Here is a 23,268-nt window from a genome sequence, read left to right as displayed (position 1 = left end):
TTGCGCTTCAATGAAAGAAAGAACAGTTGTCGGCCGCGTATAATTTAAGTATCATTGCGAGAGGGTGAACCCATTGTTCCAGCGGAGAAGTCTACCAGCTCATTAATTTGGCATAGCATGTTATCTTTCGGTACAATGAGGTCATACAGCGCTGTATAAGGGCTAAATGCAAATGAGATTTGAGACGGTAAATTTACCAGTTATTAAACTGACAATCACTCGTAACGATGATTTGTGTATTGTTACGACAAAGGCATATGGTGCTCTACAGCCAGTCGGTCAAATGTTGCGCGAAGACCACATATTTTCCTCTTTCACGGCTGGAAGGATGGCTCAGTGTTAGTTCCTTCCTTGTGGCAAAAAGACCGTAAAGGTTGTCCCCTCATCCGGTTGGCTCCGGACGCGAATGAACCCACCATGCGACTTGACGAAATGATGGGCGATGGACAGCCCGAGCCCCGTCCCACCGTTATGCCGCGAGCGTGCCTTCTCGACGCGGTAGAACCGATCGAATAGATGAGGAAGATCCTCTGCCGGTATTCCAATACCGGTATCAATGACGGAAACGCCAACATACGAACGGCCCTCCACGATAAACCCCTCTTCGATTTCAACCGAAATCGACCCACCCGCAGACGTGTAGCGAATGGCATTGGTCAGCAAATTGATGAAAACCTGCGTAATCCTCCTTCCGTCGGCCATGACCGAAAATGGCCCTGTGGAAGCGGAGAAACGGACCGTCAGCCCGTTCTCTTCCGCATCATGCCGCACATCGTCCGTAATTTGAGCAAGACGCGCCGTCAGATCCAAAGGCTGGAGGTCAAGCGTCAACCGGCCCGACTCGGCCAGCGACAAGACATGTAGATCGTCCACCAGCAGACTGAGCCGGATGATCTCGTCCTGAAGGCGAAGCAGCATTTCCGGGGGAACATGACCGCCGGTCTGCTGCAGGTTTTCAAGCTTCAGCTGCATGATGGACAGCGGCGTGCGGAGCTCATGGGCAACATCGGCGACAAGCCGCCGGCGGACCTCTTCGGATTGGCGGAGTCGGACCGTCATCTCGTTGAACGTCCGGATCACTTTGCCATATTCGTCGTTCGTCTGAACAGGAACCTGCACGTCCAGGTCGCCGCTGGCGACGCGTTCGATGGCAGCGACAAGTTTGCGAAGCGGTAAGGTCAGCACGCCGGATATCCAGAAGCTGAAGAACAGTCCGATTGCGGCAAAAAAACAAAGCTTGACGAGGCCGATTGGCCGTAATTTGTCCAGCACATAGGTCCTGAGCATGTCGATCTGCTGCTCCGGCGGCGCGTTTAGATAAACCGTGTCGACCTGTTCCCTTTGAAACTGGTCGAACAGGTAGCTGGTGTACACCTGAGTCGGAAGGGCATGGGAGACGCTGACGATGACGACGAGCAGCCCCATATAGGCGAAAATTTTTTGCCGGACCGTCATGTCCATTCACCGAAGCGATATCCGAAGCCGTATACAGTCTGAATGAACCGGGGATTGACTGCGTCGTCCTCCAATTTGCGCCGGAGATTGCGAATATGGGAATCCATTGACCGTTCGTAGCCTGCGTAATCGTCTTCCATCGCCGCACTTAGTAATTGCAGACGGCTAAAGACGATTCCGGGCCGCGCCGCGAGCGTGAACAAAATTTTGAACTCGGTCGGCGTCAGCTGAATTTCCTTGCCGTCCTTGAATACCTGACGCTTCGCTTCAGAGATGAGCAGACTGTTCCGCTCCAGCACCGTAGGCCGTTCCTCCTCCTGGCCGCGCAGGCGGCGCAGCACGGAGCGAATGCGTGAGGCGAGCTCGCGCAGACTGAAAGGCTTTGTCAAATAATCGTCCGCGCCGATTTCAAGACCGACGATTTTATCTGATTCTTCCGCTCTTGCCGTCACCATAATAATGCCGCAATTCAAGGTTTGCCGGATTTCTCGGCAAACATCGATGCCGCTTTTCCCGGGCAACATCCAATCGAGCAAGACAAGATCGGGGCGTTCCGTTCGGGCGACCACGAGCGCTTCATTGCCGGTTCGCGCCGACACGATGCGAAACCCTTCCCGCTGCAAAAAGGTTTGCATTTCCTCCAGCATCCCCGGTTCGTCTTCGACTAGCAGCAATTTCGGCTCCATGCCCATCCCATCCTCCACTTTAGTTTGTTCCCATTATAGCGCGATTCGCCCGGCCCTATAAGGCCATACACGGAAAGAGTGGAAGATCTGCATACGTTCTCGACATTTGTCAGGTAAACTTAAGCGGGAAAAGGGAAGACGGCGAATCGCGAAGATTGGCCAGCCGGGCCACTATGATCGAAGAGAGTAGGGGAGATTCGGAATGAAGAGACGCATCAAAATGAAAAAAAAGCGGACAGCCGGAGCGAGAAACGGGTGGATTGTTTTGATGCTGTGGATCGCCGCAGCCGGACTGCTGAGCCTGCTTCTTCCTTCGTTGAACGCGGAAGTGAAGAACAACGAGCCGCAGCTCGGCGCATCCAAGCCATCCATGCAAGCGGCGGCGCTGGTGGCACGCGAATTTGGCAACGAAGACGAAATGCCGGCACTTGTCGTATGGCGCCGTTCCGGGGGTCTGACGGATGCGGATCTTGAGGGCATACGCGAGCTCGCGCGACGGCTGGAGTTCGAACCCGCGCCGCATCAGACATTTGTCCAGCCACTGCATGAATCGCCACTTGAGGTCCTAAGGGGGAGACTGTCGGAGGACGGCGGAACGCTCGTCTCGGAGCTGTCGTTCAGTAAGCAGGCGGATGCCGACCAATTGAGCGAGGGCATCGCCGACATGAAAGCGAAGGCAGCCGCCTCCCTCGGATTCGATCCGTTCGCGAACGCCATAGACGCCTCCGGCGAGTTGTTCGCCAGAGTGACCGGGCCCGCCGGCATCCAGAGCGACGCGGCGGGATTGTTCGGGCAGGCGGACAAACCGCTGCTCATCGGCACCGTATCGCTCGTTCTTATCCTGCTTCTGCTCATCTACCGTTCACCAATCCTGGCGTTTATTCCGCTGGCGGCCGTCAGCTGCGCCTACGCGGTCATCACCCCGATTCTCGGTTGGATGGCGCATGAGGGCTGGATCACGGTCGAATCGCAAGGAAAAAACATTATGTCCGTCCTGCTTTTCGGCGCCGGTACCGACTACTGCTTGTTCCTGATTTCCAGGTTTCGTCAGCTGCTGACCGTAGAGACCGACAAAGGGAGGGCGCTTCGCGGGGCCTTGTCAGATTCGTCCGGCGCGATCGTGATGAGCGGGCTGACTGTCGTACTCGCCTTGATTACGCTGCTCGCAGCGGAGTACGGCTCCTTCCAGCGCTTCGCCGTACCATTCAGCGTCGCTATCTTCGTCATGGTGCTGTCGAGCCTGACGCTCGTGCCCGCTTTGCTGGCCATTCTAGGCAGAGCCTCGTTCTGGCCGCTCGTTCCCCGAACGCCGGACATAGAAGCCGAGCGCGCCATACTCTGCGGAAGACCGGCGCCGGCATCGCCAAAGCCGGTGCGTTATCGGACGGGAGAGTTCGTGTTACGCCGACCGTGGCTGATTACGGCCATTGCCGTCGTTATGCTCGGCGGTCTGGCCGCGGTAGCGGCCAGAATCGATTTCACATACGACAGGCTGGAGGCTTTTCCGGATGGCGCACCTTCCCGCGAAGGCTTCGCCATCATCGGCGAACAGTTCTCAGTGGGGCAATTGGCCCCGGTTAAATTGATGGTCGACACGAAAGGGCGTGAGCTGCCAGTCAGCGAGACACTGGCGTCGCTTCCATACGTGAGCCGCGTATCCGAGCCGCAGGCCGGTCGGATGAATCCGGACATCGCCATGTTTGATGTTCAGCTCGCGATGAATCCGTATTCGACGGAAACGATTAAGCTCATTCCGGAGCTTCGCCGAACCGCGGAATCCATCCTCGAGCAAGCTGGCGTACCGGGTGGGCCGGACAACGTATGGATCGCCGGCCAGACCGCGGAGCAATACGACACGAAATCGACAGGCGAGCGCGATATGCGCCTTGTTTTCTCCGCCGTCATCGGGCAGATCGCCCTGCTGCTGCTGGTCTATCTCCGCTCAGTTGTTGCCGCCGTGTATCTGATCGCCACCGTAATTCTCTCTTATTTGGCGGCACTTGGACTCGGCTGGATCGTCATTCACGATTTGGTCGGCTCCGCTGCGATTCAGGGCGCCGTTCCGCTGTACGCGTTCATTTTCATCGTCGCGCTCGGCGAAGACTACAACATCTTTATGGTATCGGGCATCTGGCGAAAGAGCAGGTGCATGCCATTAAAGCAAGCAGTGCTGGAAGGCGTGGGTGAGACGGGGGCTGTCATAGCCTCCGCAGGCCTCATCCTGGCGGGGACATTCGCCGTACTTGTCAATATGCCGGTACAGCTGCTCATGCAGGTCGGTATCATTACGGCGATTGGGGTACTGCTCGACACGTTCGTCGTCCGCCCATTCCTCGTGCCGGCGATTACACTGCTGCTGGACCGTTGGGCGTTTTGGCCGGGACTGAATAAGCCGGATACGGCATCGTTGACAACGCCGAAACCGCCGCTCCAACAAGAGCTAAACGAAGGAGGATGAACGATGGACATCAAGACGGGTGCCCCGATTGAGAAGAAAAAGAGGGGCCGTGCAAAACGAAGACTACTAGTAGGAACCGCTGGGGTGGTTGTAGTGATAGCCGCTTTCGTCATCTGGCTGTCTGTATGGGACGGCGGATATCCCTCCGGCAACCAGCGGACCATGCTGCCCGGCGTGCAGCTGAATTTGAAGACCGCCGAGACACCGCGCGGACCGGTGGAATATGACATCTATGGAACGAAAGGTCCCGTCATTCTGTCCGTTCATGCCGGACTCGGCGGAGCCGACCAAGGGCGGCTGTTTGCCAGCTGGCTGCAGGACGACGGCTTCCGGATCCTAAGCCCGTCACGGCCGGGCTATCTCGGTACACCGCTCAACGACGGTGCGACGCTGGAGGAGCAGGCGGAGCTTATGTCCGCATTGTTAGATGAGCTGGGTATAGAGCAGGTTGGCCTCCTGACGGAATCGGCCGGAGCTCCCGCCGCTTATATGTTCGCGGCGAAATACCCGGATCGGGTTTGGGGGCTTGTCGCCATCGGCGGCCAGAGCGAGCCGAAGCCCGGCGGCGACACGTCTTTGTCAAGCTTCTCCTTCCGGAAGCTGTTCATGAATACGATCGGCCAGAAGCTTGTGATGCTGACCGCCCATCTGTCGCCGCGGTCGGTCGTGGAAAGCACGCTCGACGAGACCGGCCTGTACTCCGCCAAGCAGAAGGCTCAGCGCGCCGACTATATTATGAAAACGTCAGAGAAGCGGGTGTTCTTCGAGGCGATGCTGGGCACAACCTTCCCATACGGCGAGCGCACGGCAGGGACGGACAACGATGCGAAGCAAATCCATGAGACAGGCCCGCTGCCGCTTGCGCGTATTCAGGCGCCCAGTCTCATCATCCACGGAACGTTGGACGGTGACGTTTCGTTTGAGAACGGCGAATACGCCGCTATGCAGATACCGGGGGCTGAGAGCTATTGGATGGAGGGCGAGGACCATTTCGGCTTCTGGCTGAGCCCTAAATCGGAACAGTTCCAGGAGACGGCAAGTGCATTCCTGCTGCGGAATTCGCCCGAAGGGTGAAACGTCGGAGCAAGTTATGGGCTGAATTCACTTATGCGAATTCAGCTTTATGTCGTTCAAGGGAGAACATCGGGGTAACGCTTCAGTCCTTGAGACGGTTGTACCGTAGCCCGTAGCCCAAGTTTGCTGACTGGTGGCGATTTATCAGCTGGTTTTCCCGTACTTTTCACCCGTGTACTTATCCGCTACCCACAATTTTGAACAAATGTCCGCTTATCCTTTTTCCATTGAAATAACGGGCAGCATTCAGGGGGGCGTCATCTTTCAGCAGTAAGATGCGCATGGCGGGGCCTGTTCAGCACTCGCTGAAGAAAATTTCCTTCCGATCCACTGTCTTCTTGCCATCGCAGTCTGTATCCAAGATTTATAAATCGGGATGAGCACCCTAAACCGCCGCGAAATCCTTACCTGATTCTATTTTGGAAATATGGGCATCGGTTACTCCGATCAGTGTAGGAGCGGCCAATCGATCAAGTGCGGTAATGACCTTCGAGTGTCGGCTCCAGTCAGCTTTCCGCCGTCTGGTTCGAATCCCCGGGCTTTCCTGGTAGGAAAGTATGCGTCGGCAAATCTGACTCAACACGTTGCCTTCTTGACTCGGTGCTCGACCGATTTGTCAGGATGGCGCTCGCGATAACGTGAAAGAGATGATCGGCCCGGGGCGCGAATGAGGGTTGGTCGACGAGCCAGCCGAGCGCCGACATCAGGGCGAACAGGTCGTCTCCATCCATATCGGCGCGCGCCGTTCCCTCGGCCTGAGCACGGAGCAGTAGTCGCGCGCCCGCTGAGTGCACTGCTGTGCATGTAGCGTGAAGCCCGGAGTTCGGGTCCGCGTGGGCGTTAGCCATCAAGGCGACTACGCCGCTATAGCTTTGGACGAATGCCACCCCTTCGCGAAACCAGGAAACGAGCGCTTCGTCAGGTGGATTCGACGTTTCGAGTTCGCCTGCCTTCTCCGTCAGTGCGTCCAGATTCGTACGCAGCAACGCTTCGAACAAGGCTTCTCGCGTCGGGAAATGGCGAAGCAGTGTGGCCAACCCGACGTCGGCCCGGCGGGCGATATCTCGCATAGACGCATCGGTACCATGCTCGGTGACGACGTCACGCGCGACTACAAGTAGATGGCTGTAATTTCTTCTGGCGTCGGCTCGCATAAATCCCACTCTCCTTCATTTGTGGCACAAACTTAACCACTAGGGTGCTGTGCTTCAAGAAATTCTTCGTACATTGAATACACTTCGGAAGCTCATCGAAATGATGCGGTGTGGTAAGCATCTTGTTCTAACAGTACAGCCAGTCAGCACGCATTACGCACGCAATATGGCCGCAAGTTACACGCATTGTAGAACATCGACTCTATCGTATCGTGATGGTGGATTGATGTTGCAACCCCAGTTAAGTGCATGGCATCCGGAAGCCGGTATTGCTTACCGTTACAATCGCGTCGCCCAGTCAGACGAATCTCTGATCGTTCCAGCGGTCGGGGATTCTTATATTGTTGCCATCATCATATCACTTAGCCGCGGCGGCCTGCAATCCGCTATTCCGTGGGATTTCCTTCATCGTCAGCTTCAATGTGCGAATGAATCTTCTGAATGATGGCTATGACACTTTTTTGAAGTTTATCCCCCTTAGAGCAATCCCTTATCCAAGAAGTACATGCACGAGCGCCGACATCAGGGCGAACAGGGGGTTTACGCCTTGATGGCGAGCGCCCACGCGGACCCGGACTCCGCGCTTCACTGCCCGCCGCGCGGTGATGGTTAAGACGATGCTCGAGCCTAGGCCAACTGTTGCATGTCCTGGTTTCGCGAAGGGGTGGCATTCGTTCATAGCTATAGCTCCCCGTGGCGCGAATCCGGGCTGGCGCTTCGCACGACGGCAAGTAGATGGCTGTAATTTTTTCTGGCGTCGGCTCGCATCACCTTGACAATGGATCACTGATCCATTTATAATGAACCTGTATCTGGATCAGTGATCCACAAGATACAATACATTTGTGCAAATGGGCAACACGAAAGGAGAAGCCATGGGAAAGCTAGACGGTAAGGTTGCAGTCATCACGGGCGGATCGAGCGGTATGGCACTTGAGACGGCGAAACTGTTCGTCGAAGAGGGGGCCTATGTGTTCATCACCGGCCGGCGGCAGGAGGTACTCGACGAGGCGGTGAGGGCGATTGGCTGCAACGTGACCGGCGTTCGCGCCGACTCCGCCAACCTGGCGGACCTCGACCGGCTCTACGAGAAGGTGAAATCCGTAAAGGGCCACATCGACATCGTCTTCGCCAGCGCCGGCAACGGAGAAGTCGGCCATCCGATCGGGTCCATGTCGGAGAAGTTGGTCGACGATACGCTCAATCTCATCGTCCGCGGTACGCTGTTCACCGTCCAAAAGGCGCTGCCCCTAATGCGCGACGGCGGCTCGATCATCCTCAACGCCTCGGCTTCGCACCTCAAGGGATATCCTGGAATAAGCGTGTATGCGGCTGCCAAGGCGGCGGTCAGGTCGTTCGCGCGAAGCTGGGCGAGCGAGTTGAAGGACCGCAAAATCCGGGTGAACAGCATGAGTCCGGGAGTGATCGACTCGGGTGCCTCCGCCGCAATTCCTAAAGAGGCGAGGGACTTCTTCGTCTCGCAGGTTCCGTTGGGACGCCTCGGGGTTACTAAGGATATTGCGGCTGCGGTACTCTATCTCGCCTCGGACGACAGTCGTTTCACGACGGCCATCGATCTCGTTGTCGACGGGGGCTTGGCGCACGTCTGACCCCGGCGCGGGACCGCGGCAAGCCGTCAAAGTAAACAAAGCGCTCGGGGAACCGACACGGCTCAAAATCGCCATGCTGCTTATTGAGGAGAGAACTTTGTGTTGTTCCGACATCGGGAGCAAGCTGAAAACCATCGCCGGCTCGACACTGTCTCATTACTTGAAGCAATTGACCGATTGCGGCCTGGTGGATCTCCGCAAGGACGGGACTTTCATCTACTCAGTATGAATCGTATTATGGCTCAGAAGAACGCACCTTATTTGTTGGAGTAATTTTTTATTGATCTTATTTCTATGTTTCTAGAAATTTAAAAGTATTGAAGTGGTAAACAACCCACTATCAAAGGAGGAGTAAACTACAATGAAAAATGTGCAAATGGGAACAGAGGCGCAGTACGACGCCACGAAAGGAGAAGCCATGGGAAAGCTAAACGGTAAGGTTGCAGTCATCACGGGCGGAACGAGCGGTATGGCGCTTGAGACGGCGAAATTGTTCGTAGAAGAGGGGGCCTATGTGTTCATTACCGGCCGGCGACAGGAGGTACTCGACGAGGCGGTGAAGGCGATTGGCCGCAACGTGACCGGCGTTCGCGCCGACTCCGCCAACCTGGCGGACCTCGACCGGCTCTACGAGAAGGTGAAATCCGAAAAGGGCTACATCGACATCATCTTCGCGAGCGCCGGCGGCGGAGAAGTCGACAAGCCGATCGGGTTGATCTCGGAGCAGTTGGTCCACGATACGCTCAATCTCAACGTCAGCGGTACGCTGTTCACCGTCCAAAAGGCGCTGCCCCTAATGCGCGACGGCGGCTCGATCATCCTCAACGCCTCGAATTCGCACCTCAAGGGATATGCTGGAGCAAGCGTGTACGCGGCTGCCAAGGCGGCGGTAAGATCGTTCGCGCGAAGCTGGACGAACGACTTGAAGGACCGCAAAATCCGAGTGAACAGCATTAGTCCGGGAGCGATCGGCGACACGGCTGCCTTCGCCGGAATTTCCAAAGAGTTGACGGACTACTTCGTCACGCAGGTTCCGTTGGGACGCTTCGGGCTTTCTACGGAGATCGCGGCTGCGGTACTCTATCTCGCCTCGGACGACAGTCGTTTCACGACGGCCATCGATCTCGTTGTCGACGGGGGCATGTCGCAGGTTTGACCCCGGCGCGGGACCGCGGCAAGCCGTCAAAGTATACAAAGCGCTCGGGGAACCGACACGGCTCAAAATCGCCATGATGCTTACTGAGGAGAGAACTTTGTGTTGTTCCGACATCGGGAGGAAGCTGAAAACCATCGCCGGCTCGACACTGTCTCATCACTTGAAGCAATTGACCGATTGCGGCCGGCTGGATCTCCGAAAGGACGGGACGTTCATCTACTTCAGTATGAATCGTAGTATGGCTCAGAAGTACGCACCTTATTTGTTGGAGTAATTTTTTATTGTTCTTATTTCTATGTTTCTATAAATATAAAAAATATAAAAATATTGAAGTGGTAAACAACCCACTAACAAAGGAGGAGTAACAATGAAATTTGTGCAAATGGGAACAGAGGCGCAGTACGACGCCACGAAAGGAGAAGCCATGGGAAAGCTAGATGGTAAGGTTGCAGTCATCACGGGTGGATCGAGCGGCATGGCGCTGGCGAGCGCCAAGAGAAGCTTCTGGAAGATCTCGCGAAGGTCGCCACGCAGCGAAACGGATAACCCAGCGCTGTTGAAGGCCGGGGAATCAATATCAACACGGATCGGAGAAGCATTATGAGCTATGCGATTGTAGGATTCGGCTCGGTAGGCCAGGCTCTCGCCCACGCCTTCGCCCGTAAAAGCATCGACGTGACCGTCGCGAGCCGCCGGCCGCCCGAGGCGTTGGCGCCGCAGGCTCGGGCGATTGGACCCACGGTCGTCGCCAAGTCGCTGCAGAATGCAGTCGAAGCCGACACGATCATCTTGGCAATCCCATTCTGGGAGCACCGCGAGGTTGCGAAGGCCCTGCCGAGCTGGGAAGGCAAGACGGTCATCGACGCGACGAACGCGTTTGGAGTTCCCCTTGAAGAGCTGGACGGTCTCCCGTCCTCCGCCGTCATCGCAAAGGCGTTCACAGGCGCCAAGTTCGTGAAAGGTTTCAATCACCTGATTGCGGCCACCCTGGCTGCCGATCCGATCGTCGAGGGCGGCCACCGGGTCGTCTTTCTATCGAGCGACGACGAGGACGCGACCGCTCCCGTGGCGGCCTTGGCCAAACAACTCGGGTTCGCACCCGTCAAGCTGGGAAAGCTCAACGAGGGTGGCGCGCTGGTGCACGCGCGCGGCCGCACTTGGGGCCAGCTCATCTTCCAGGATTTGTTCAAGAAGGAGCAGTAATCGATCTATGACCGTGTGATTTGGCCCGAGAAGTACGATCCCAAAACGTCGGCCATCCATGTGCTCAATGACATCGACGGGAAGGCACCCCTTCAAGTGGGTGGCGCGGCGCCGGTCGCGGTTCTGGCCGAACAACTCGGTTTCGCGCCGATTGCGTTAGGACCACTCAAGGATGGCGGCTCGCTCGTCCAGGCCAGGGGCAATACCTTGGCTGAACTGATCCTCCAGAATCTCGTCAAGTTCAAATAGCGGCGAGTCACAACAAAGTCACTGCCGCCACGCGCATAGCCAAACGTGTGCTGGTGATCTGACCGATATTCAGTTAGTGGTTCTGCGCAGGTGCATCATGGCCGCTAGACTCGCCGGATACCACTCGAAATATGTATCATGTAATAATGCTTAACGATTGTTTGTTCAACATGAAAGATTATCAATGACAATAGGTGCATAAAAAGGCGTGCCATTAAGCACGCCTTTTTATGTGACAATTAGATGTCAATTCAATACGAATTTGACAGGAAATATTAGTGTTGGGAGTGCGCATTTTTATGGATTGTGACACAATATATTAAAAGCACAGCTGGGGGCAGAAGAATACTGTCCTGTTTCGTCGTTTTGAGCTATAACCCGAGCTTGAAATCTCATGCTACCAAGCTGTTGAATTTTAGCGGTTAGTATAATAATCCATGCTAAATTTAGAAATGGAAGATCAGTTTGGCTACGATTGGTTATTGGGGGCTGGGGGAAAATGGACAACCAGGGTTTACATACAAGAAGAATACGAAAAACTCATTAACTTAGATTCCAATTCGGATGGGAACGAGAAAAGGCGTCGCGGCGGGGATTTGAATTCGAGCGATTGCATCTTTGTAGACATATGTATAAAATACGAATTTTGTGTAAAAGTATGCTTGAATCAACGGCGTTTCGTCTATTTTTGATCTCTGCAACTTTGATAAATTTAATTTTAATCTCTGCATCATTAAAAACAAATTCAAAAAAGAAGAATCTTCAATCTATAAAAGATCAAAGATTCTAAAGTGTTTCATTGTTTATTTTTTCATTAGTAATTTTCATTAGTAATTTTCATTAGTAATTTTCATTAGTAAACTTTTTCAACTTAGTTAACTATAAACTAGCTCTTTTTTGCTTAAACCAAGCGATTCTGCCGTTGAAATATGAATTTCGTGAAGAAGCTCCGGGTTTTCCATGAGTGACACGCCATAAGAAGGAATCATTTCTTTAATTTTCGATTCCCACTCTTTCATATGCTGCGGGAAGCATTTTTTGACTACCTCAAGCATAACGTGAACTGCAGTTGAAGCGCCTGGAGAAGCACCCAGCAATGCTGCAATCGAGCCATCAGCTGCGCTAATAACTTCCGTACCGAATTGGAGTGTTCCTTTGCCGCCAGCTTCTGTATCTTTGATAACTTGTACTCGTTGGCCCGCTACTACCAAATCCCAATCCTGGCTTTTGGCGTTCGGGATAAACTCTCGCAGCTCTTCCATGCGCTTTTCCTTCGATAACATGACTTGCCCGATCAGATATCTTGTCAAGGACATGTTTTTTGCGCCTGCCGACAACATCGTTACGAGATTATCCGGTTTTACGGAAGTTACCAAATCAAACATTGAACCGGTTTTCAAAAACTTTGGTGAGAAGCCGGCAAATGGTCCGAATAGCAGCGATTTTTTATTATCGATAAATCGTGTGTCAAGATGCGGAACGGACATTGGAGGAGCGCCAACCTTAGCTTTGCCGTATACCTTTGCATGATGCTGCGCAACAACATCCGAATTATTACATACCATAAATATTCCGCTTACCGGGAATCCGCCAATATGTTTTCCTTCAGGAATACCGGATTTTTGCAATAAATGCAGGCTTCCTCCCCCGCCTCCGATAAAGACGAATTTCGCAGTATGTCGTTCGACGATACCGCCGTCATTTCGTACTTTCAATTTCCACGAGCCATCGCCGGCACGTTTAAGATTATCAACGCTATGTTTGTATTTGACATCGACGTTCTTACTCTTTAAGTGGTCAAACAAAATACGGGTTAAGGCACCGAAGTTGACATCAGTGCCAGAGTCGATTTTTGTTGCCGCTATAGAATCATTCGCTGGACGATCTTGTATAATAAGCGGAATCCATTCCATCAGTTTTCCAGGATCATCGGAAAATTCCATCCCTTGAAACAGAGGATTATGCGACATCGCTTCAAATCGTTTCTTTAAAAACGCTACATCTTGCTCCCCTTGTACCATACTCATATGAGGTAAAGGCATGATAAAGTCCTGCGGATTACGTATCAGCCTGCTGTTTACAAGATAAGACCAAAACTGCATGGACAGCTGAAACTGTTCATTGATTTGGATAGCTTTGCTGATATCTATTGATCCGTCCGGTTTTTCGACCGTGTAGTTAAGCTCGCACAGTGCCGCATGCCCTGTTCCTGCATTATTCCATTCGTTAGAGCTTTCTTCTCCTGCATTTTCGAGCTTTTCAAAAACTGTAATTTCCCATTCCGGCACTAATTCTTTCAGAAGTGTCCCTAAAGTTGCGCTCATGATTCCGGCACCAATCAAGATGACGTCTGTTTTCGTTTCTCCGTTGCTCATTTTTACACACCTTTTCTGTTTCAATAATAACCATGTCATCATGTATTACAATTATTTATAGATTAAAATATATACTATTATCTAATAATTATAAGCTATTTAAAAGCTGATGAAAAGTGAGAAGTCCGTGAACCGCCACCCTCTAATTTTCGAAATCATTTGTTTGCAGCCTCTCCCCTTCTAATAAAAAATAATAGACAAGCAAATAACAATCCCATTCCTGCGCGGTATATACTTATACATTTCAATAAAGGCCAAAAAAAAAGGACCAAGTGCCGGGAAACACTTACTCCGTTCCAAAACAACAATATATTCATCTGCAATCCAGCTTGACACGGATTCATGAGCTCCTCATATTCCGGAATTGACTGGATTCCCGTTTCCCCAATCGTAATGCCGTCCACGCCTATTATTATGGATGCTGGACTTTTATTCAGTGAAGGCAGCGAGATTTTCCAGTGAGGATTTCATGCCTGCATCGTGATCTTCCTGTCGTATTCCTTCGGGGACGTTCTCGCAAACGATGGTGACTTCGGTGCCTTTGGGGACTGCTCGCAAGGACCATGTCATCGTCATGGCACCCGCGAACATCGGATCTTCGGACACAAATTCGACCAGCTGCACGATCTGCTCGTCCGGGACCAGCTTCAGAAATCTCCCCCGGACGACGTCAGAGTCATCCGAGGTCTTGCCTGTTGTTGTATGGTCTGTTCCAATATAGGTGAGGGACATCCGGTAGGATCCGCCCTCCCTGGCATCGAACTCGTAAATGCGGCCCTTCATGCCTTTTGGCGGGAGCCACGTAACCAGATTCTCCGGCTCCACGAATGCCTTGTAGATCATTCGCGGCGAGGCCCTGATTATTTTGGAAGCGGAGTCAGTTCTCTTCTTGTTGGACGCATTCATCATGACGCAATCCTCCTTGCAGCTATCTCATCATTTCTTAACTTTATCATGGGGCGATTGAAACGGGTAGTTGATTATTCCAGCTATTGACCGCAATGAATGCAGTTATTCGTATTCATTTATATAGCGCTCATACTTTACATCCGTTTGCATAATGGTCTATTGTAAAAGTGTGAATGCCCATTTATATCCATATACTTCACCTGAAGGAGAGTGCAGCTGTGCGCGAAACCTGTGTTCCGACTGGCGTCGAACCAAAAGCCACTGGCTTTGGATATACGTTGTCCTTAATAGGCGGTAAATATAAAATGATCATTTTGCATTGGCTGTCTGAAAATAAGGTTATGCGGCATAATGAGCTGAAGCGAAGCATCGGTACTATTTCCTTTAAAACGCTAAGCATAATGTTGAAAGAGCTGGAGGCGGATGGCCTGATCATACGCGAGGAATTTCCCCAAGTACCTCCAAAAGTTGAATATTCATTATCTGAGCGTGGTCTCTCTCTAATTCCCTTATTGCATATGATCTGCGATTGGGGCGAGAAAAACAGTATGTCGGCTCTGGATGCTGTACGGCAGTAGGCATAGCTATTTGTTTAAATCAAAAGAAGTATCTCCTAAACAAGGAAATACTTCTTTTTTAAGCTTTAATAAAGCTGTCTATCACAGATTGTCGACAAAATCCAGATAATCTTGTGCGCTTTTTTCCAAATCGCTTACAGACGGCTCATTTTCTGTGCCGGGCGCATTTTCGCCAGGCTCATGTTCTGTACCATAATACGCAAAGAACGAACGATAATCAGCATTGCAGTAGAGGAAGGTTATCTCAAAAGGAGATAATAATTGTTCAAGCGTATAGCGATATCTCCCCTCTTCACTATAATCTCCTTTCTTTATTCCGGCCGATACGGCTAAGGCAGCTTTGCGATACTTCAATTTATCGCCTCCATTTGAACCATAAGCCCAACCATATGCAAAAACATCGTCAAGCCATTTTTTAAGGAGAGGCGGACAATTAAACCAATATACAGGGAACTGTAAAACCAGATTGCGATGCGATTCAATTAATTGCTGTTCCTTCTCCGCATCAATGTTTCCGTCCGGGTAAACCTTATGCAATTCATGTACGGTATACTTTTCCGGATATTTCTGGAGTTCTTCTGCCCATCGTTTATTTATGACGGATGTTTCAATGCTTGGATGTGCAAGGATAACAAGAGTTTTCAAAAATTTGTCCTCCTTTCGTAATGATTTATTTCTTAGAGTATAAAGTGCGTACTGCAAATATGTAAGTATGCACCTTTAGTTCAGGTACTTTCCTGAAGGTGAGTGTCAAACCATTCCATGTTGTTTTCAGTTATTCTGACAGCAGCCTATTCCCTTAAGTGAAAGGGTACGGTAGTAATAATGACATTTCTCCGGTACAGCAAGTGGGCGCGAATCAGCAAGCTGGATTGGTTATGCAAGATGTTATGCCATCCTTTTTTGGGAATGAATTGCGGAATAATGACGGTGACCTGGTAATTCGATTCACTCGCTTTGCGTTGAACGGTATCAATAAATTTGCTCAGTGGGTTTATGATGCTACGATAAGGAGAATGCAAGGTGACCAGTCTCACATCAGGCTGCCATTTTCTCCATTTTTCTTCAAAAACGGCTTCATCCTCCCGCTCAAAATGGACGTAAACGGCGATAATCTGAAAAGGTGACAGCGATTTGGCATAGTTTAATGAATTCTCAACCACATGAGTAATGCCGGCCACAGGAAGAATCATTACATTCCCCTCAATAGGCAAAGCGGCCTCGCAGGTTGTGATGCCTAATTGATTGCCCACCGCCGTGTAATGGTTCTTGATCCGATGAAAGAGAAAAATGATCAACGGCAAGAAAATCAACACGGACCAAACCTGCGAGAACTTGGTTAAGAAGAACATCAAGCAAACGATTAAGCTTATTAACGCCCCCAGCGTATTTATAATAAGCTTGGAAACCCACCCATTGGGCTTTTCGCGGATCCATTTTACCACCATACCTGTCTGGGAAAGGGAAAACGGGATAAACACACCGACAGCGTAAAGCGGGATGAGATGCTCCGTCTTTCCTTTAAACGCAATGATCAGGATGATCGAAAAAACGCCAAGATTGATAATCCCGTTGGAATACCCCAACCGGTCTCCGCGGATCGTGAACATTCTTGGAATAAATCTGTCTTTGGCAAGATTAACCGCAAGCAGAGGAAAAGCGGAATACCCGGTGTTGGCGGCAAGGATCAGTATCAGGGCCGTAGTTCCCTGAATGAAGAAATACATAAAGTTCCGTCCAAAGGTCTGCTCCGCAATTTGGGAAACCACCGTTACATCCGCTCTGGGAACAATTCCATAATAATAAGCCAGGCTTACGATCCCCGAAAACAACAAAGCCAATAAAGAACCCATGGCCAGCAGAGTCTTGGCCGCGTTATTCGGAGCAGGCGCTTTGAAATTCGGGATGGCATTTGAGATTGCTTCAACGCCGGTTAAAGCCGAGCTGCCCGAAGCAAATGCTCTTAGTAGCAGAAATAAACTGATTCCAGCTACCGGCGTGCCGATTGGTGTATGCAATTTAGGGGGAATATCCCCCGTTACGATGTTGTAAATGCCCACGCCGATTAAAATGAATAATGCGAAAACAAATAAATAAACCGGATAGGCTAAAATAGATGCCGACTCGGTTACGCCTCTTAAATTCAAGGTTGTAATGAACAGGACAAACACGATGGCGATGGCGACATTATAAGGATGTAAAGAAGGAAAAGCAGATGTAATGGCATCCGTGCCTGCCGACACACTTACAGCAACCGTCAGAATGTAGTCCACCAATAAGGAGCCTCCAGCGATCAGCCCCGGGTATATGCCCAGATTCTCCTTTGAAACCACATAAGCTCCGCCGCCATGAGGATACGCGAAGATGATTTGCCGATAGGACAGGATAAGAGCCGTCAACAGAATCAGAACTCCAATCGCAATCGGAATGGAGTACCAAATAGCTGCAGCACTTACTGTAATCAACACAACCAGTATCTGCTCTGGCCCATATGCGACTGAAGATAAGGCATCCGAAGAAAGGATGGCTAACGCTTTCGTCTTATTCAGTTTTTGTTCCCCTAATGCAGTTGATTTCAGCGGTCGTCCTATTAAGAATCTTTTTAGGGTAGAAAGCATTCGGATTCACCACCAAAAATTATTTCAGTCCTTAAATTGCTATCCGGATCGTTTTATAATAAAGGCGCAAACAGTCGCGCTGCTTGTTCAATAAAGCGTTGTCGATAGCTGCGCTTGTTCAATTCTTCCATACGCAAAGGAACGGAATCATTAAGATCGCGTTCAAATTGCATTGTGAGTTCCAGCGCTGTGCGGGTGCTGTAGAGGAGTTCAATGACCTCGAAATTCAGACGAAAACTTGAGATATCGTAATTCGCCGAGCCGATACCCGCCATTTCCTCATCGATGATCATCACCTTCGCATGGACCGTACCCTTCTCATACATATAAATATGAACCCCGGCTTCCAGCAGCTCTCCATAGTAGGTACGGCCCGCATACCCTATGATTTTGGGGGTCACGCGGCGAGGAACCAGCAATCTTACGCGCACACCCCGCGCCACGGCTGTCTTTAAAGCCATAATGATGTCTGCTTCAGGCACAAAGTAAGGCGTGGTTATGTCAATGGTCCGGGCCGCTTGGGTCAGGCAAACGAAGTAAGCCTGACGGATGACCTGTGTTGGCAGTCCAGGATTGCTTTCCAACGTCTGTATGTAAGCATGGCGCAACACATCTGTGCCCGGTATGGGATCAAGATCCGCCCCCAGCTCACTCCCCCATTCTTCCGATAAATAAGAAAATCTGGCTGAAGCAGCAACGGGCTGCGATCGATGCCTTTTATCCCGAGCGGACTTCTGCGGTGATTTTCTTTTCATTTTTTCCGGCGAAGCGATATTCCAATGGACATCGAACAGAGTCTGCAGATCGTTAACAGCCTTTCCTTTTATTCGCAAATGGGTATCACGCCAAAACCCCACGTCAGGCTTTAAACCGGTATACTCGTACCCCACATTGATACCGCCTGTAAAGCCCTCTTTGCCATCGATCACGACGATCTTGCAATGATCCCGGTGAGTCAAAGCGGGCAACCAGGGAAAACGTGCGGGAAATATCGTCCGGCATTCAATTCCGGCTTCCATCATCCGATTGACCTCGCTTTGCGGAAATTGCCTGCTCCCCCAGCCGTCCCTTACAAAACGGATCTGAACGCGGGATCTGGCCCTTTCGATCAGTGCGTCCGTAATTGGTTTGCCTGCCTGGTCATTCCGATATATAAAATATTCCAGATCAATGGCGCTTTGCGCTTTCTGTATGGATTCGACAAGCTTCTCATACGTTTCAATACCGTTCGTAAGAATTTGGACACGGCCTTCCCTGAGTCCATGCACGGTTAACTGCCTGACAGATTGCGCAATGATCGAGGATGTGCGGCCGAACAATTCAGGCAGCGAATCCGGTTCATTACGGGATGAAGCGAGTCTCTCGCGTTCGCGGCGGATACGCACCGGATTTGCAATGATAAGATACACAATGAAACCGATAAAAGGCAGAATGAGACCTATTGCCAGCCAGTTCAATGCCTTTGCCGGCTTGCGGACCTCGCGGACGGCTATGACTAGCATACACAGAACGTTCAATATGTAGAGCCCTACAAGCCACATTAAGATTACCACCCCATCGTTATATCGTTATCAAAAATTATGGTGTTCAAATGGTGACGAATATATCCGCTTACCTGGACGTGAACGCAAAAAGGCCGCCGAACACAAATTTACAAGTGTTTGACGGTCCTTGCATTTCAGATATCATTAATGTCGTTAATCAAAAATAATTAATGTTATTAAATATATTATTAATGTCATTAATCATCCTTTGAAGACAATGTCTGTCTATTCAGATATTGTTCTCCCCATTCGCACATTTGATCAATGATCGATTTTAGCGTTTCTCCTACTTCACTTAATTCATAAACAACTTTAGGAGGAACCTGGTTATATACCGTCCTGATGATGATTTCATCCTCCTCCAGCTCCCGGAGCTGTTGGGTCAGCATCTTTTGAGTAATATCCGGCATCAGTTTTTTTAGCTCGCTGGTTCTTTTGGATCCATAAGTCAAATGACAGAGAATCAACGTTTTCCACTTGCCCCCGATGACTTCCAGAGTGGCTTCCACAGGTAAGTTATAATAATCCTTTTTAAGTGATTTCATGGTTTCAGCTTCCCCCTGACTTGAGTATGACTCCATCCTTAGTATAGGTACTTTTTGGTACCTATAGTACTTATAAGTGCTAATGGTACAAAAAAGTGCGTACTTTATGATTGTTATTGTATGATTTATAATTTCCTCATGTCAAGCCAATCATTGGCAGGAATGGGGGAACAAACGTGTAGACGGCTGTGTTTGGAAGCAGACACTTAGCCGTGAATAGGGTTAATCTCAGGCTGAAGGGAGAGGTTTCAAGTGAAGACAGATAGAACACTAAACAGCAAATTATCCTGGGGGCTTCTGTTCGTGCTGTGCGGAGCCATCTTCCTCGAAGGAATCGACGTGTCGATGATGGGTGTAGCGCTGCCGTCGATCCGGGCTGAACTCGGCATGTCAACCAGTGCACTGAGTTGGGTAATAAGCGCCTATGTGCTTGGTTATGGAGGTTTCATGCTGCTAGGGGGCAGAGCTGCGGACTTGCTTGGCCGCAGACGGATGTTCCTCATCTGGCTCTTCGTTTTCCTTGTTTTTTCGGGTCTTGGCGGATTCGCTTCTGAAGGCTGGATTCTCATTCTCGCCCGCTTCGTAACAGGGGTGGCTGCCGCTTTCATGACGCCTGCAGGGTTATCCATTATCACAACGAGCATCCCTGAGGGACCGAAGCGCAACAAGGCTCTCCTGGTCTATGCAGGAACTGCAGCAGCCGGCTTCTCGCTTGGCCTTGTCACAGGCGGCTTGTTAACCACGATTAATTGGAGGTGGGTATTTTTTGCCCCGGTTATACTGGCATTCATCATTCTCCTGGCCGCGATCCGCCTCATCCCAAAATCTGACCGGCCAGCCCGTTCGTCTCACGGCTTTGATCTTGGAGGAGCGATATGCATAACGGGTACGATGCTCCTGCTTGTTCTGGCGGTCGTTCAGGCACCCGACGTGGGCTGGGGCTGGACGGCCGGCATGCTGGCAGGCGGCCTCATCTTCCTGTTTGTCTTTATAATGATCGAACGGCATTCGGCTTCACCGCTGATGCGCCTTGGCATCCTCCGCTCGGCATCACTTGTGCGGGCTAATCTCGGCGCGATGCTGTTCGCCGGCTCGTTCTTCGCTTTCCAGTTCATTGCGGTTTTATATCTCCAGGAACTTCGCGGTTGGTCTTCATTCGAGACTGGCCTGGCTCTCTTGGCCGTAGGTGTCGACGCTGTACTGGCGCCAACGCTCACGCCATGGCTTGTTAGACGTTTCGGCAATGTCCGGGTTATTTTCGGAGGCTTCTGTCTTGCTGCCATATCGTACTTCTTGTTCCTTGGAATTGACCTCGATTGGAGCTATGCGGCCATGTTCCCAACGATGATTCTTACAGGGACCGCTTTTGCTCTTACGTATGGCCCGCTCACGATTGCGGCTACAGACGGCATCGCAGAAGAAGAACAAGGGCTGGCCAGCGGTCTCCTAAGCACTTCATTCCAATTTGGCGCGGCCCTTGGTTTATCGTTAGTTACCGCTGTCAACATCGCCGCTACCAGAGACGGATCACCTCAAGCCATGCTGGATGGCTTTCGAACAGCACTGATCGTCCCGGTTGCCGCAGCCGTCATCGGCGTTATCATTATTTCTTTTGGTCTTCTCAAGCAAAGCATTCATCATGAGAATCAAGCAGCAAACGATCAAATATAAATTCTATCCTTCGTATGACAAGAGGCAGCCGACCCGCAGGTCAGCTACCTCTTGTCACGCTCATCCTTCGCCGCTGCTTAAGAGATCGTACAACAGACTTGATACGGGCGTCGGTGATTCCACCTGCTCTGCTGTCTTTTTGAAGATCCCTACATCCTTAAGCGGAATCCTGCTTTGACTGAAAGCAGCATCCTTTTTTTCGGCAATCATCCTGCCATAGTTCTTATAGATTGGAGCGGCGAATAATGTTTGTGTCAGCATGTCGGCCACTGCTTTGGGATCGCCGCCGTTTTTTTCAACCATCGAAAGTGCTTCTCTCAGAGTCTGAACCGCCGATACGATCATAAAGTTCCCGACAAGCTTGACCTGTGTGGCCGCTCCGACCTCTTCGCCAAAATCAAAGATATTCTGTCCCCCCATCGCCTCCAGGAGCGGCCGGACTCGTTCTTTGGCATTCTGCGGACCTGCAAGAGGAATCAAGAGCTGCCGGGCGACAGCGGCCTCGGCTACTCCAAATATGGGGGCTTCGATCAAGACACTGCCATGTTGGGCATGGATGGCCGCAAGCTTTCTCGACGTTTCAGGCGATACCGTGCTCATCGAAATATGGATGCCGCCTTGTCCCAGTTTCTCTAAAAAGCCGTCACTCATGACGATGCTTTCCACAGCCGCATCATCCCATACAAGGGTCGCGACAATTCCCCCGGTCGTTACCGCGTCAACAGGTCGTGTGGCTAGCCGCGCACCCTGAGCAACGAGCGATTCCGCTTTACTCGCAGTGCGGTTGTACACGGCGATCGAATACCCTGCATGGAGCAGATTGGTTGCCATGGGGAGCCCCAAATTGCCAAGACCGATAAAACCTATTGTTTCATTCATATTGTTAATCCTCCTCAATGAGATTAGATATCTAAACATAACGTTAACGTCATGTTTAGGCCAAAAAAAATTTAATGGTCTTCTCTTTCCTCAAACCAATTCTCGAAGCGTTCGATATTGGCCTGCAATTCAGCGCGAAATTGCTGCAGCGCCCCGATCTTCTGGTCCGATTCAGCGAGATGCTGACGGAGGATGCCGAGGACCTTCTGCTTAGGCTGTACACCGCTGGGGTCAAGGAAATAGAGGTCTATAACATCCCGTATTTCTTCCAGACTGAGTCCAAGCCTCTTTAACTGGTCAATTTTCCGCAGACGGGCAAGCGTCTCCTCTGTATAATAGTGCTGCCCATTGCCTTCACGCTCGCCTGACGGGATTAATCCGATGCTTTCGTAATATCGGACGGTGCGCTGCGTTACCCCTGCCCGTTCCGTCAAATCGCCTATGCGCATGCGGTGACTCATCGTTCACTTCCTCTCTGATAAAACATGACGTTAACGTCATGTTTTAAGAATATCATCTTAGAGGTGCGTTGTAAAGGGCGTCTGAATCATCATAGGTGCATAATCGTTTTAACAAATAGCACCCTATCCTGATTGGCCCCATCATAATCTGCGTGTACTGAAACTCCGGCATCTTCCTTATTACCCGCCTCGATTTCAAATCCCATCCTGGTATGAAATGCGATCGAGCCCTTGTTTACAGGAGACGTTATGCACCGGACAATGCTTCGGCCATTTTGTTTCGCTGCATGAAAAAATTCGTCGTATAATTTCTTTCCAACATGATGTTTTCTGTATTCAGGATGAACGCCCGCAAAGTGAATATAGGCTTCATTTGAATGGGTTTGCGAGAGGAATCCTATCAGAAAACCTATCATTTCATCTTCCTTTTCCGCAATGAAGCTGGTGCTTGAAAAATGGTCAAAGAATAATTTCGGCAGCTTGCCAGAAATTTGCCTGCCTCCCCACCAATCATTGATCAGAGGCGAAATCAAGTAATAGTCTGAACCTTTCACTAAACGAATTTTCATGCCAATCTCCCCTTTTAATCCTGAAGCTTCATGAAACATAAAGAGGAGCTTCCCGAAGCAAGCTCCTCCAAATG

The 23,268-nt window shown here is 50.9% G+C and carries 22 protein-coding genes and 1 pseudogene; 11 read left to right on the top strand and 12 right to left on the bottom strand.

Annotation, left to right across the window (positions count from 1 at the left end; translation table 11 throughout):
• Nucleotides 1-339 precede the first annotated feature (339 nt).
• Nucleotides 340-1,455: a sensor histidine kinase gene (locus AC0YOB_RS06225; RefSeq protein WP_475792022.1), complete on the bottom strand. Its 1,116-nt coding sequence runs from the start codon at nt 1,453-1,455 to the stop codon at nt 340-342.
• Nucleotides 1,452-2,141 carry a response regulator transcription factor gene (locus AC0YOB_RS06220; protein WP_475792021.1) on the bottom strand — a complete coding sequence of 230 codons (690 nt, stop codon included), beginning with the start codon at nt 2,139-2,141 and terminating at the stop codon, nt 1,452-1,454. Before AC0YOB_RS06220 ends, AC0YOB_RS06225 begins: the two co-directional genes overlap by 4 nt.
• Before the next feature lie 202 nt (nt 2,142-2,343).
• On the opposite strand from AC0YOB_RS06220, the gene AC0YOB_RS06215 reads away from it, so the two are divergent.
• Nucleotides 2,344-4,599, top strand: a complete 2,256-nt coding sequence (locus AC0YOB_RS06215) for an MMPL family transporter (RefSeq protein ID WP_475792020.1) — start codon at nt 2,344-2,346, stop codon at nt 4,597-4,599.
• Between the two features lie 3 nt (nt 4,600-4,602).
• Nucleotides 4,603-5,673, top strand: a complete 1,071-nt coding sequence (locus tag AC0YOB_RS06210; RefSeq protein ID WP_475792019.1) for an alpha/beta fold hydrolase — start codon at nt 4,603-4,605, stop codon at nt 5,671-5,673.
• Nucleotides 5,674-6,179: 506 nt separating this feature from the next.
• Here the strand turns inward: AC0YOB_RS06210 and AC0YOB_RS06205 are convergent.
• Nucleotides 6,180-6,827, bottom strand: coding sequence for a TetR/AcrR family transcriptional regulator (locus AC0YOB_RS06205; RefSeq protein WP_475792018.1), 648 nt, complete (start codon nt 6,825-6,827; stop codon nt 6,180-6,182).
• 875 nt (nt 6,828-7,702) lie between these two features.
• Between AC0YOB_RS06205 and AC0YOB_RS06200 the strand changes: the two genes are divergently transcribed.
• The 7 genes and pseudogenes from AC0YOB_RS06200 to AC0YOB_RS06170 all read left to right on the top strand — a co-directional run bounded on the left by AC0YOB_RS06200 (nt 7,703) and on the right by AC0YOB_RS06170 (nt 11,045).
• Nucleotides 7,703-8,437 carry an SDR family NAD(P)-dependent oxidoreductase gene (locus AC0YOB_RS06200; protein WP_475792017.1) on the top strand — a complete coding sequence of 245 codons (735 nt, stop codon included), beginning with the start codon at nt 7,703-7,705 and terminating at the stop codon, nt 8,435-8,437.
• Nucleotides 8,409-8,710 (top strand): annotated as a pseudogene (locus tag AC0YOB_RS06195) (ArsR/SmtB family transcription factor). Before AC0YOB_RS06200 ends, AC0YOB_RS06195 begins: the two are co-directional and overlap by 29 nt.
• 145 nt (nt 8,711-8,855) lie before the next feature.
• Nucleotides 8,856-9,593 carry an SDR family oxidoreductase gene (locus tag AC0YOB_RS06190; protein ID WP_475792324.1) on the top strand — a complete coding sequence of 246 codons (738 nt, stop codon included), beginning with the start codon at nt 8,856-8,858 and terminating at the stop codon, nt 9,591-9,593.
• Nucleotides 9,565-9,867 (top strand): ArsR/SmtB family transcription factor, encoded by a 303-nt coding sequence (locus AC0YOB_RS06185; protein ID WP_475792016.1) that lies wholly within the window; start codon nt 9,565-9,567, stop codon nt 9,865-9,867. Before AC0YOB_RS06190 ends, AC0YOB_RS06185 begins: the two co-directional genes overlap by 29 nt.
• A 93-nt stretch (nt 9,868-9,960) precedes the next feature.
• Nucleotides 9,961-10,197 carry a hypothetical protein gene (locus AC0YOB_RS06180; RefSeq protein WP_475792015.1) on the top strand — a complete coding sequence of 79 codons (237 nt, stop codon included), beginning with the start codon at nt 9,961-9,963 and terminating at the stop codon, nt 10,195-10,197.
• Nucleotides 10,194-10,796, top strand: coding sequence for an NADPH-dependent F420 reductase (locus tag AC0YOB_RS06175; protein ID WP_475792014.1), 603 nt, complete (start codon nt 10,194-10,196; stop codon nt 10,794-10,796). Before AC0YOB_RS06180 ends, AC0YOB_RS06175 begins: the two co-directional genes overlap by 4 nt.
• A 96-nt stretch (nt 10,797-10,892) precedes the next feature.
• The gene (locus tag AC0YOB_RS06170; RefSeq protein WP_475792013.1) at nt 10,893-11,045 is read left to right on the top strand and encodes a hypothetical protein; all 153 of its coding nucleotides are present in this window, start codon (nt 10,893-10,895) and stop codon (nt 11,043-11,045) included.
• Between the two features lie 875 nt (nt 11,046-11,920).
• Here the strand turns inward: AC0YOB_RS06170 and AC0YOB_RS06165 are convergent.
• Nucleotides 11,921-13,459 carry a malate:quinone oxidoreductase gene (locus tag AC0YOB_RS06165; RefSeq protein WP_475792323.1) on the bottom strand — a complete coding sequence of 513 codons (1,539 nt, stop codon included), beginning with the start codon at nt 13,457-13,459 and terminating at the stop codon, nt 11,921-11,923.
• Nucleotides 13,460-13,849: 390 nt separating this feature from the next.
• On the bottom strand, nt 13,850-14,329 hold the full coding sequence (locus AC0YOB_RS06160) for an SRPBCC family protein (RefSeq protein ID WP_475792012.1): 480 nt from the start codon (nt 14,327-14,329) through the stop codon (nt 13,850-13,852).
• 218 nt (nt 14,330-14,547) lie between these two features.
• On the opposite strand from AC0YOB_RS06160, the gene AC0YOB_RS06155 reads away from it, so the two are divergent.
• Nucleotides 14,548-14,907, top strand: coding sequence for a winged helix-turn-helix transcriptional regulator (locus tag AC0YOB_RS06155; protein WP_475792011.1), 360 nt, complete (start codon nt 14,548-14,550; stop codon nt 14,905-14,907).
• A gap of 81 nt (nt 14,908-14,988) precedes the next feature.
• Here the strand turns inward: AC0YOB_RS06155 and AC0YOB_RS06150 are convergent, their stop codons facing one another.
• The 4 genes from AC0YOB_RS06150 to AC0YOB_RS06135 all read right to left on the bottom strand — a co-directional run bounded on the left by AC0YOB_RS06150 (nt 14,989) and on the right by AC0YOB_RS06135 (nt 19,614).
• A complete protein-coding gene (locus tag AC0YOB_RS06150) occupies nt 14,989-15,552 on the bottom strand; it encodes an NAD(P)H-dependent oxidoreductase (RefSeq protein ID WP_475792010.1) in 564 nt (187 codons plus the stop codon).
• Nucleotides 15,553-15,698: 146 nt separating this feature from the next.
• Nucleotides 15,699-17,525: an APC family permease gene (locus AC0YOB_RS06145; RefSeq protein ID WP_475792009.1), complete on the bottom strand. Its 1,827-nt coding sequence runs from the start codon at nt 17,523-17,525 to the stop codon at nt 15,699-15,701.
• Between the two features lie 53 nt (nt 17,526-17,578).
• Nucleotides 17,579-19,066 (bottom strand): phospholipase D-like domain-containing protein, encoded by a 1,488-nt coding sequence (locus AC0YOB_RS06140; protein ID WP_475792008.1) that lies wholly within the window; start codon nt 19,064-19,066, stop codon nt 17,579-17,581.
• Nucleotides 19,067-19,266: 200 nt separating this feature from the next.
• A complete protein-coding gene (locus AC0YOB_RS06135) occupies nt 19,267-19,614 on the bottom strand; it encodes a winged helix-turn-helix transcriptional regulator (RefSeq protein WP_475792007.1) in 348 nt (115 codons plus the stop codon).
• A gap of 252 nt (nt 19,615-19,866) precedes the next feature.
• Here AC0YOB_RS06135 and AC0YOB_RS06130 point away from each other — a divergent pair, with 252 nt between their 5' ends.
• Nucleotides 19,867-21,285, top strand: a complete 1,419-nt coding sequence (locus AC0YOB_RS06130; RefSeq protein ID WP_475792006.1) for an MFS transporter — start codon at nt 19,867-19,869, stop codon at nt 21,283-21,285.
• A gap of 60 nt (nt 21,286-21,345) precedes the next feature.
• Here the strand turns inward: AC0YOB_RS06130 and AC0YOB_RS06125 are convergent, their stop codons facing one another.
• The 3 genes from AC0YOB_RS06125 to AC0YOB_RS06115 all read right to left on the bottom strand — a co-directional run bounded on the left by AC0YOB_RS06125 (nt 21,346) and on the right by AC0YOB_RS06115 (nt 23,194).
• Nucleotides 21,346-22,164: an NAD(P)-dependent oxidoreductase gene (locus AC0YOB_RS06125; protein WP_475792005.1), complete on the bottom strand. Its 819-nt coding sequence runs from the start codon at nt 22,162-22,164 to the stop codon at nt 21,346-21,348.
• A 71-nt stretch (nt 22,165-22,235) separates the two neighbouring features.
• Entirely contained in the window at nt 22,236-22,625 is a 390-nt protein-coding gene (locus AC0YOB_RS06120) for a MerR family transcriptional regulator (protein WP_210040041.1), read from the bottom strand.
• 89 nt (nt 22,626-22,714) lie between these two features.
• Nucleotides 22,715-23,194 carry an N-acetyltransferase family protein gene (locus AC0YOB_RS06115; protein WP_475792322.1) on the bottom strand — a complete coding sequence of 160 codons (480 nt, stop codon included), beginning with the start codon at nt 23,192-23,194 and terminating at the stop codon, nt 22,715-22,717.
• Nucleotides 23,195-23,268: the final 74 nt, after the last annotated feature.

This window comes from Paenibacillus sp. JT31N17 (genome assembly GCF_056269255.1).
The sequence above is the reverse complement of the archived record's forward strand: the minus strand, read 5'-3'. Positions and strand labels throughout refer to the sequence as shown.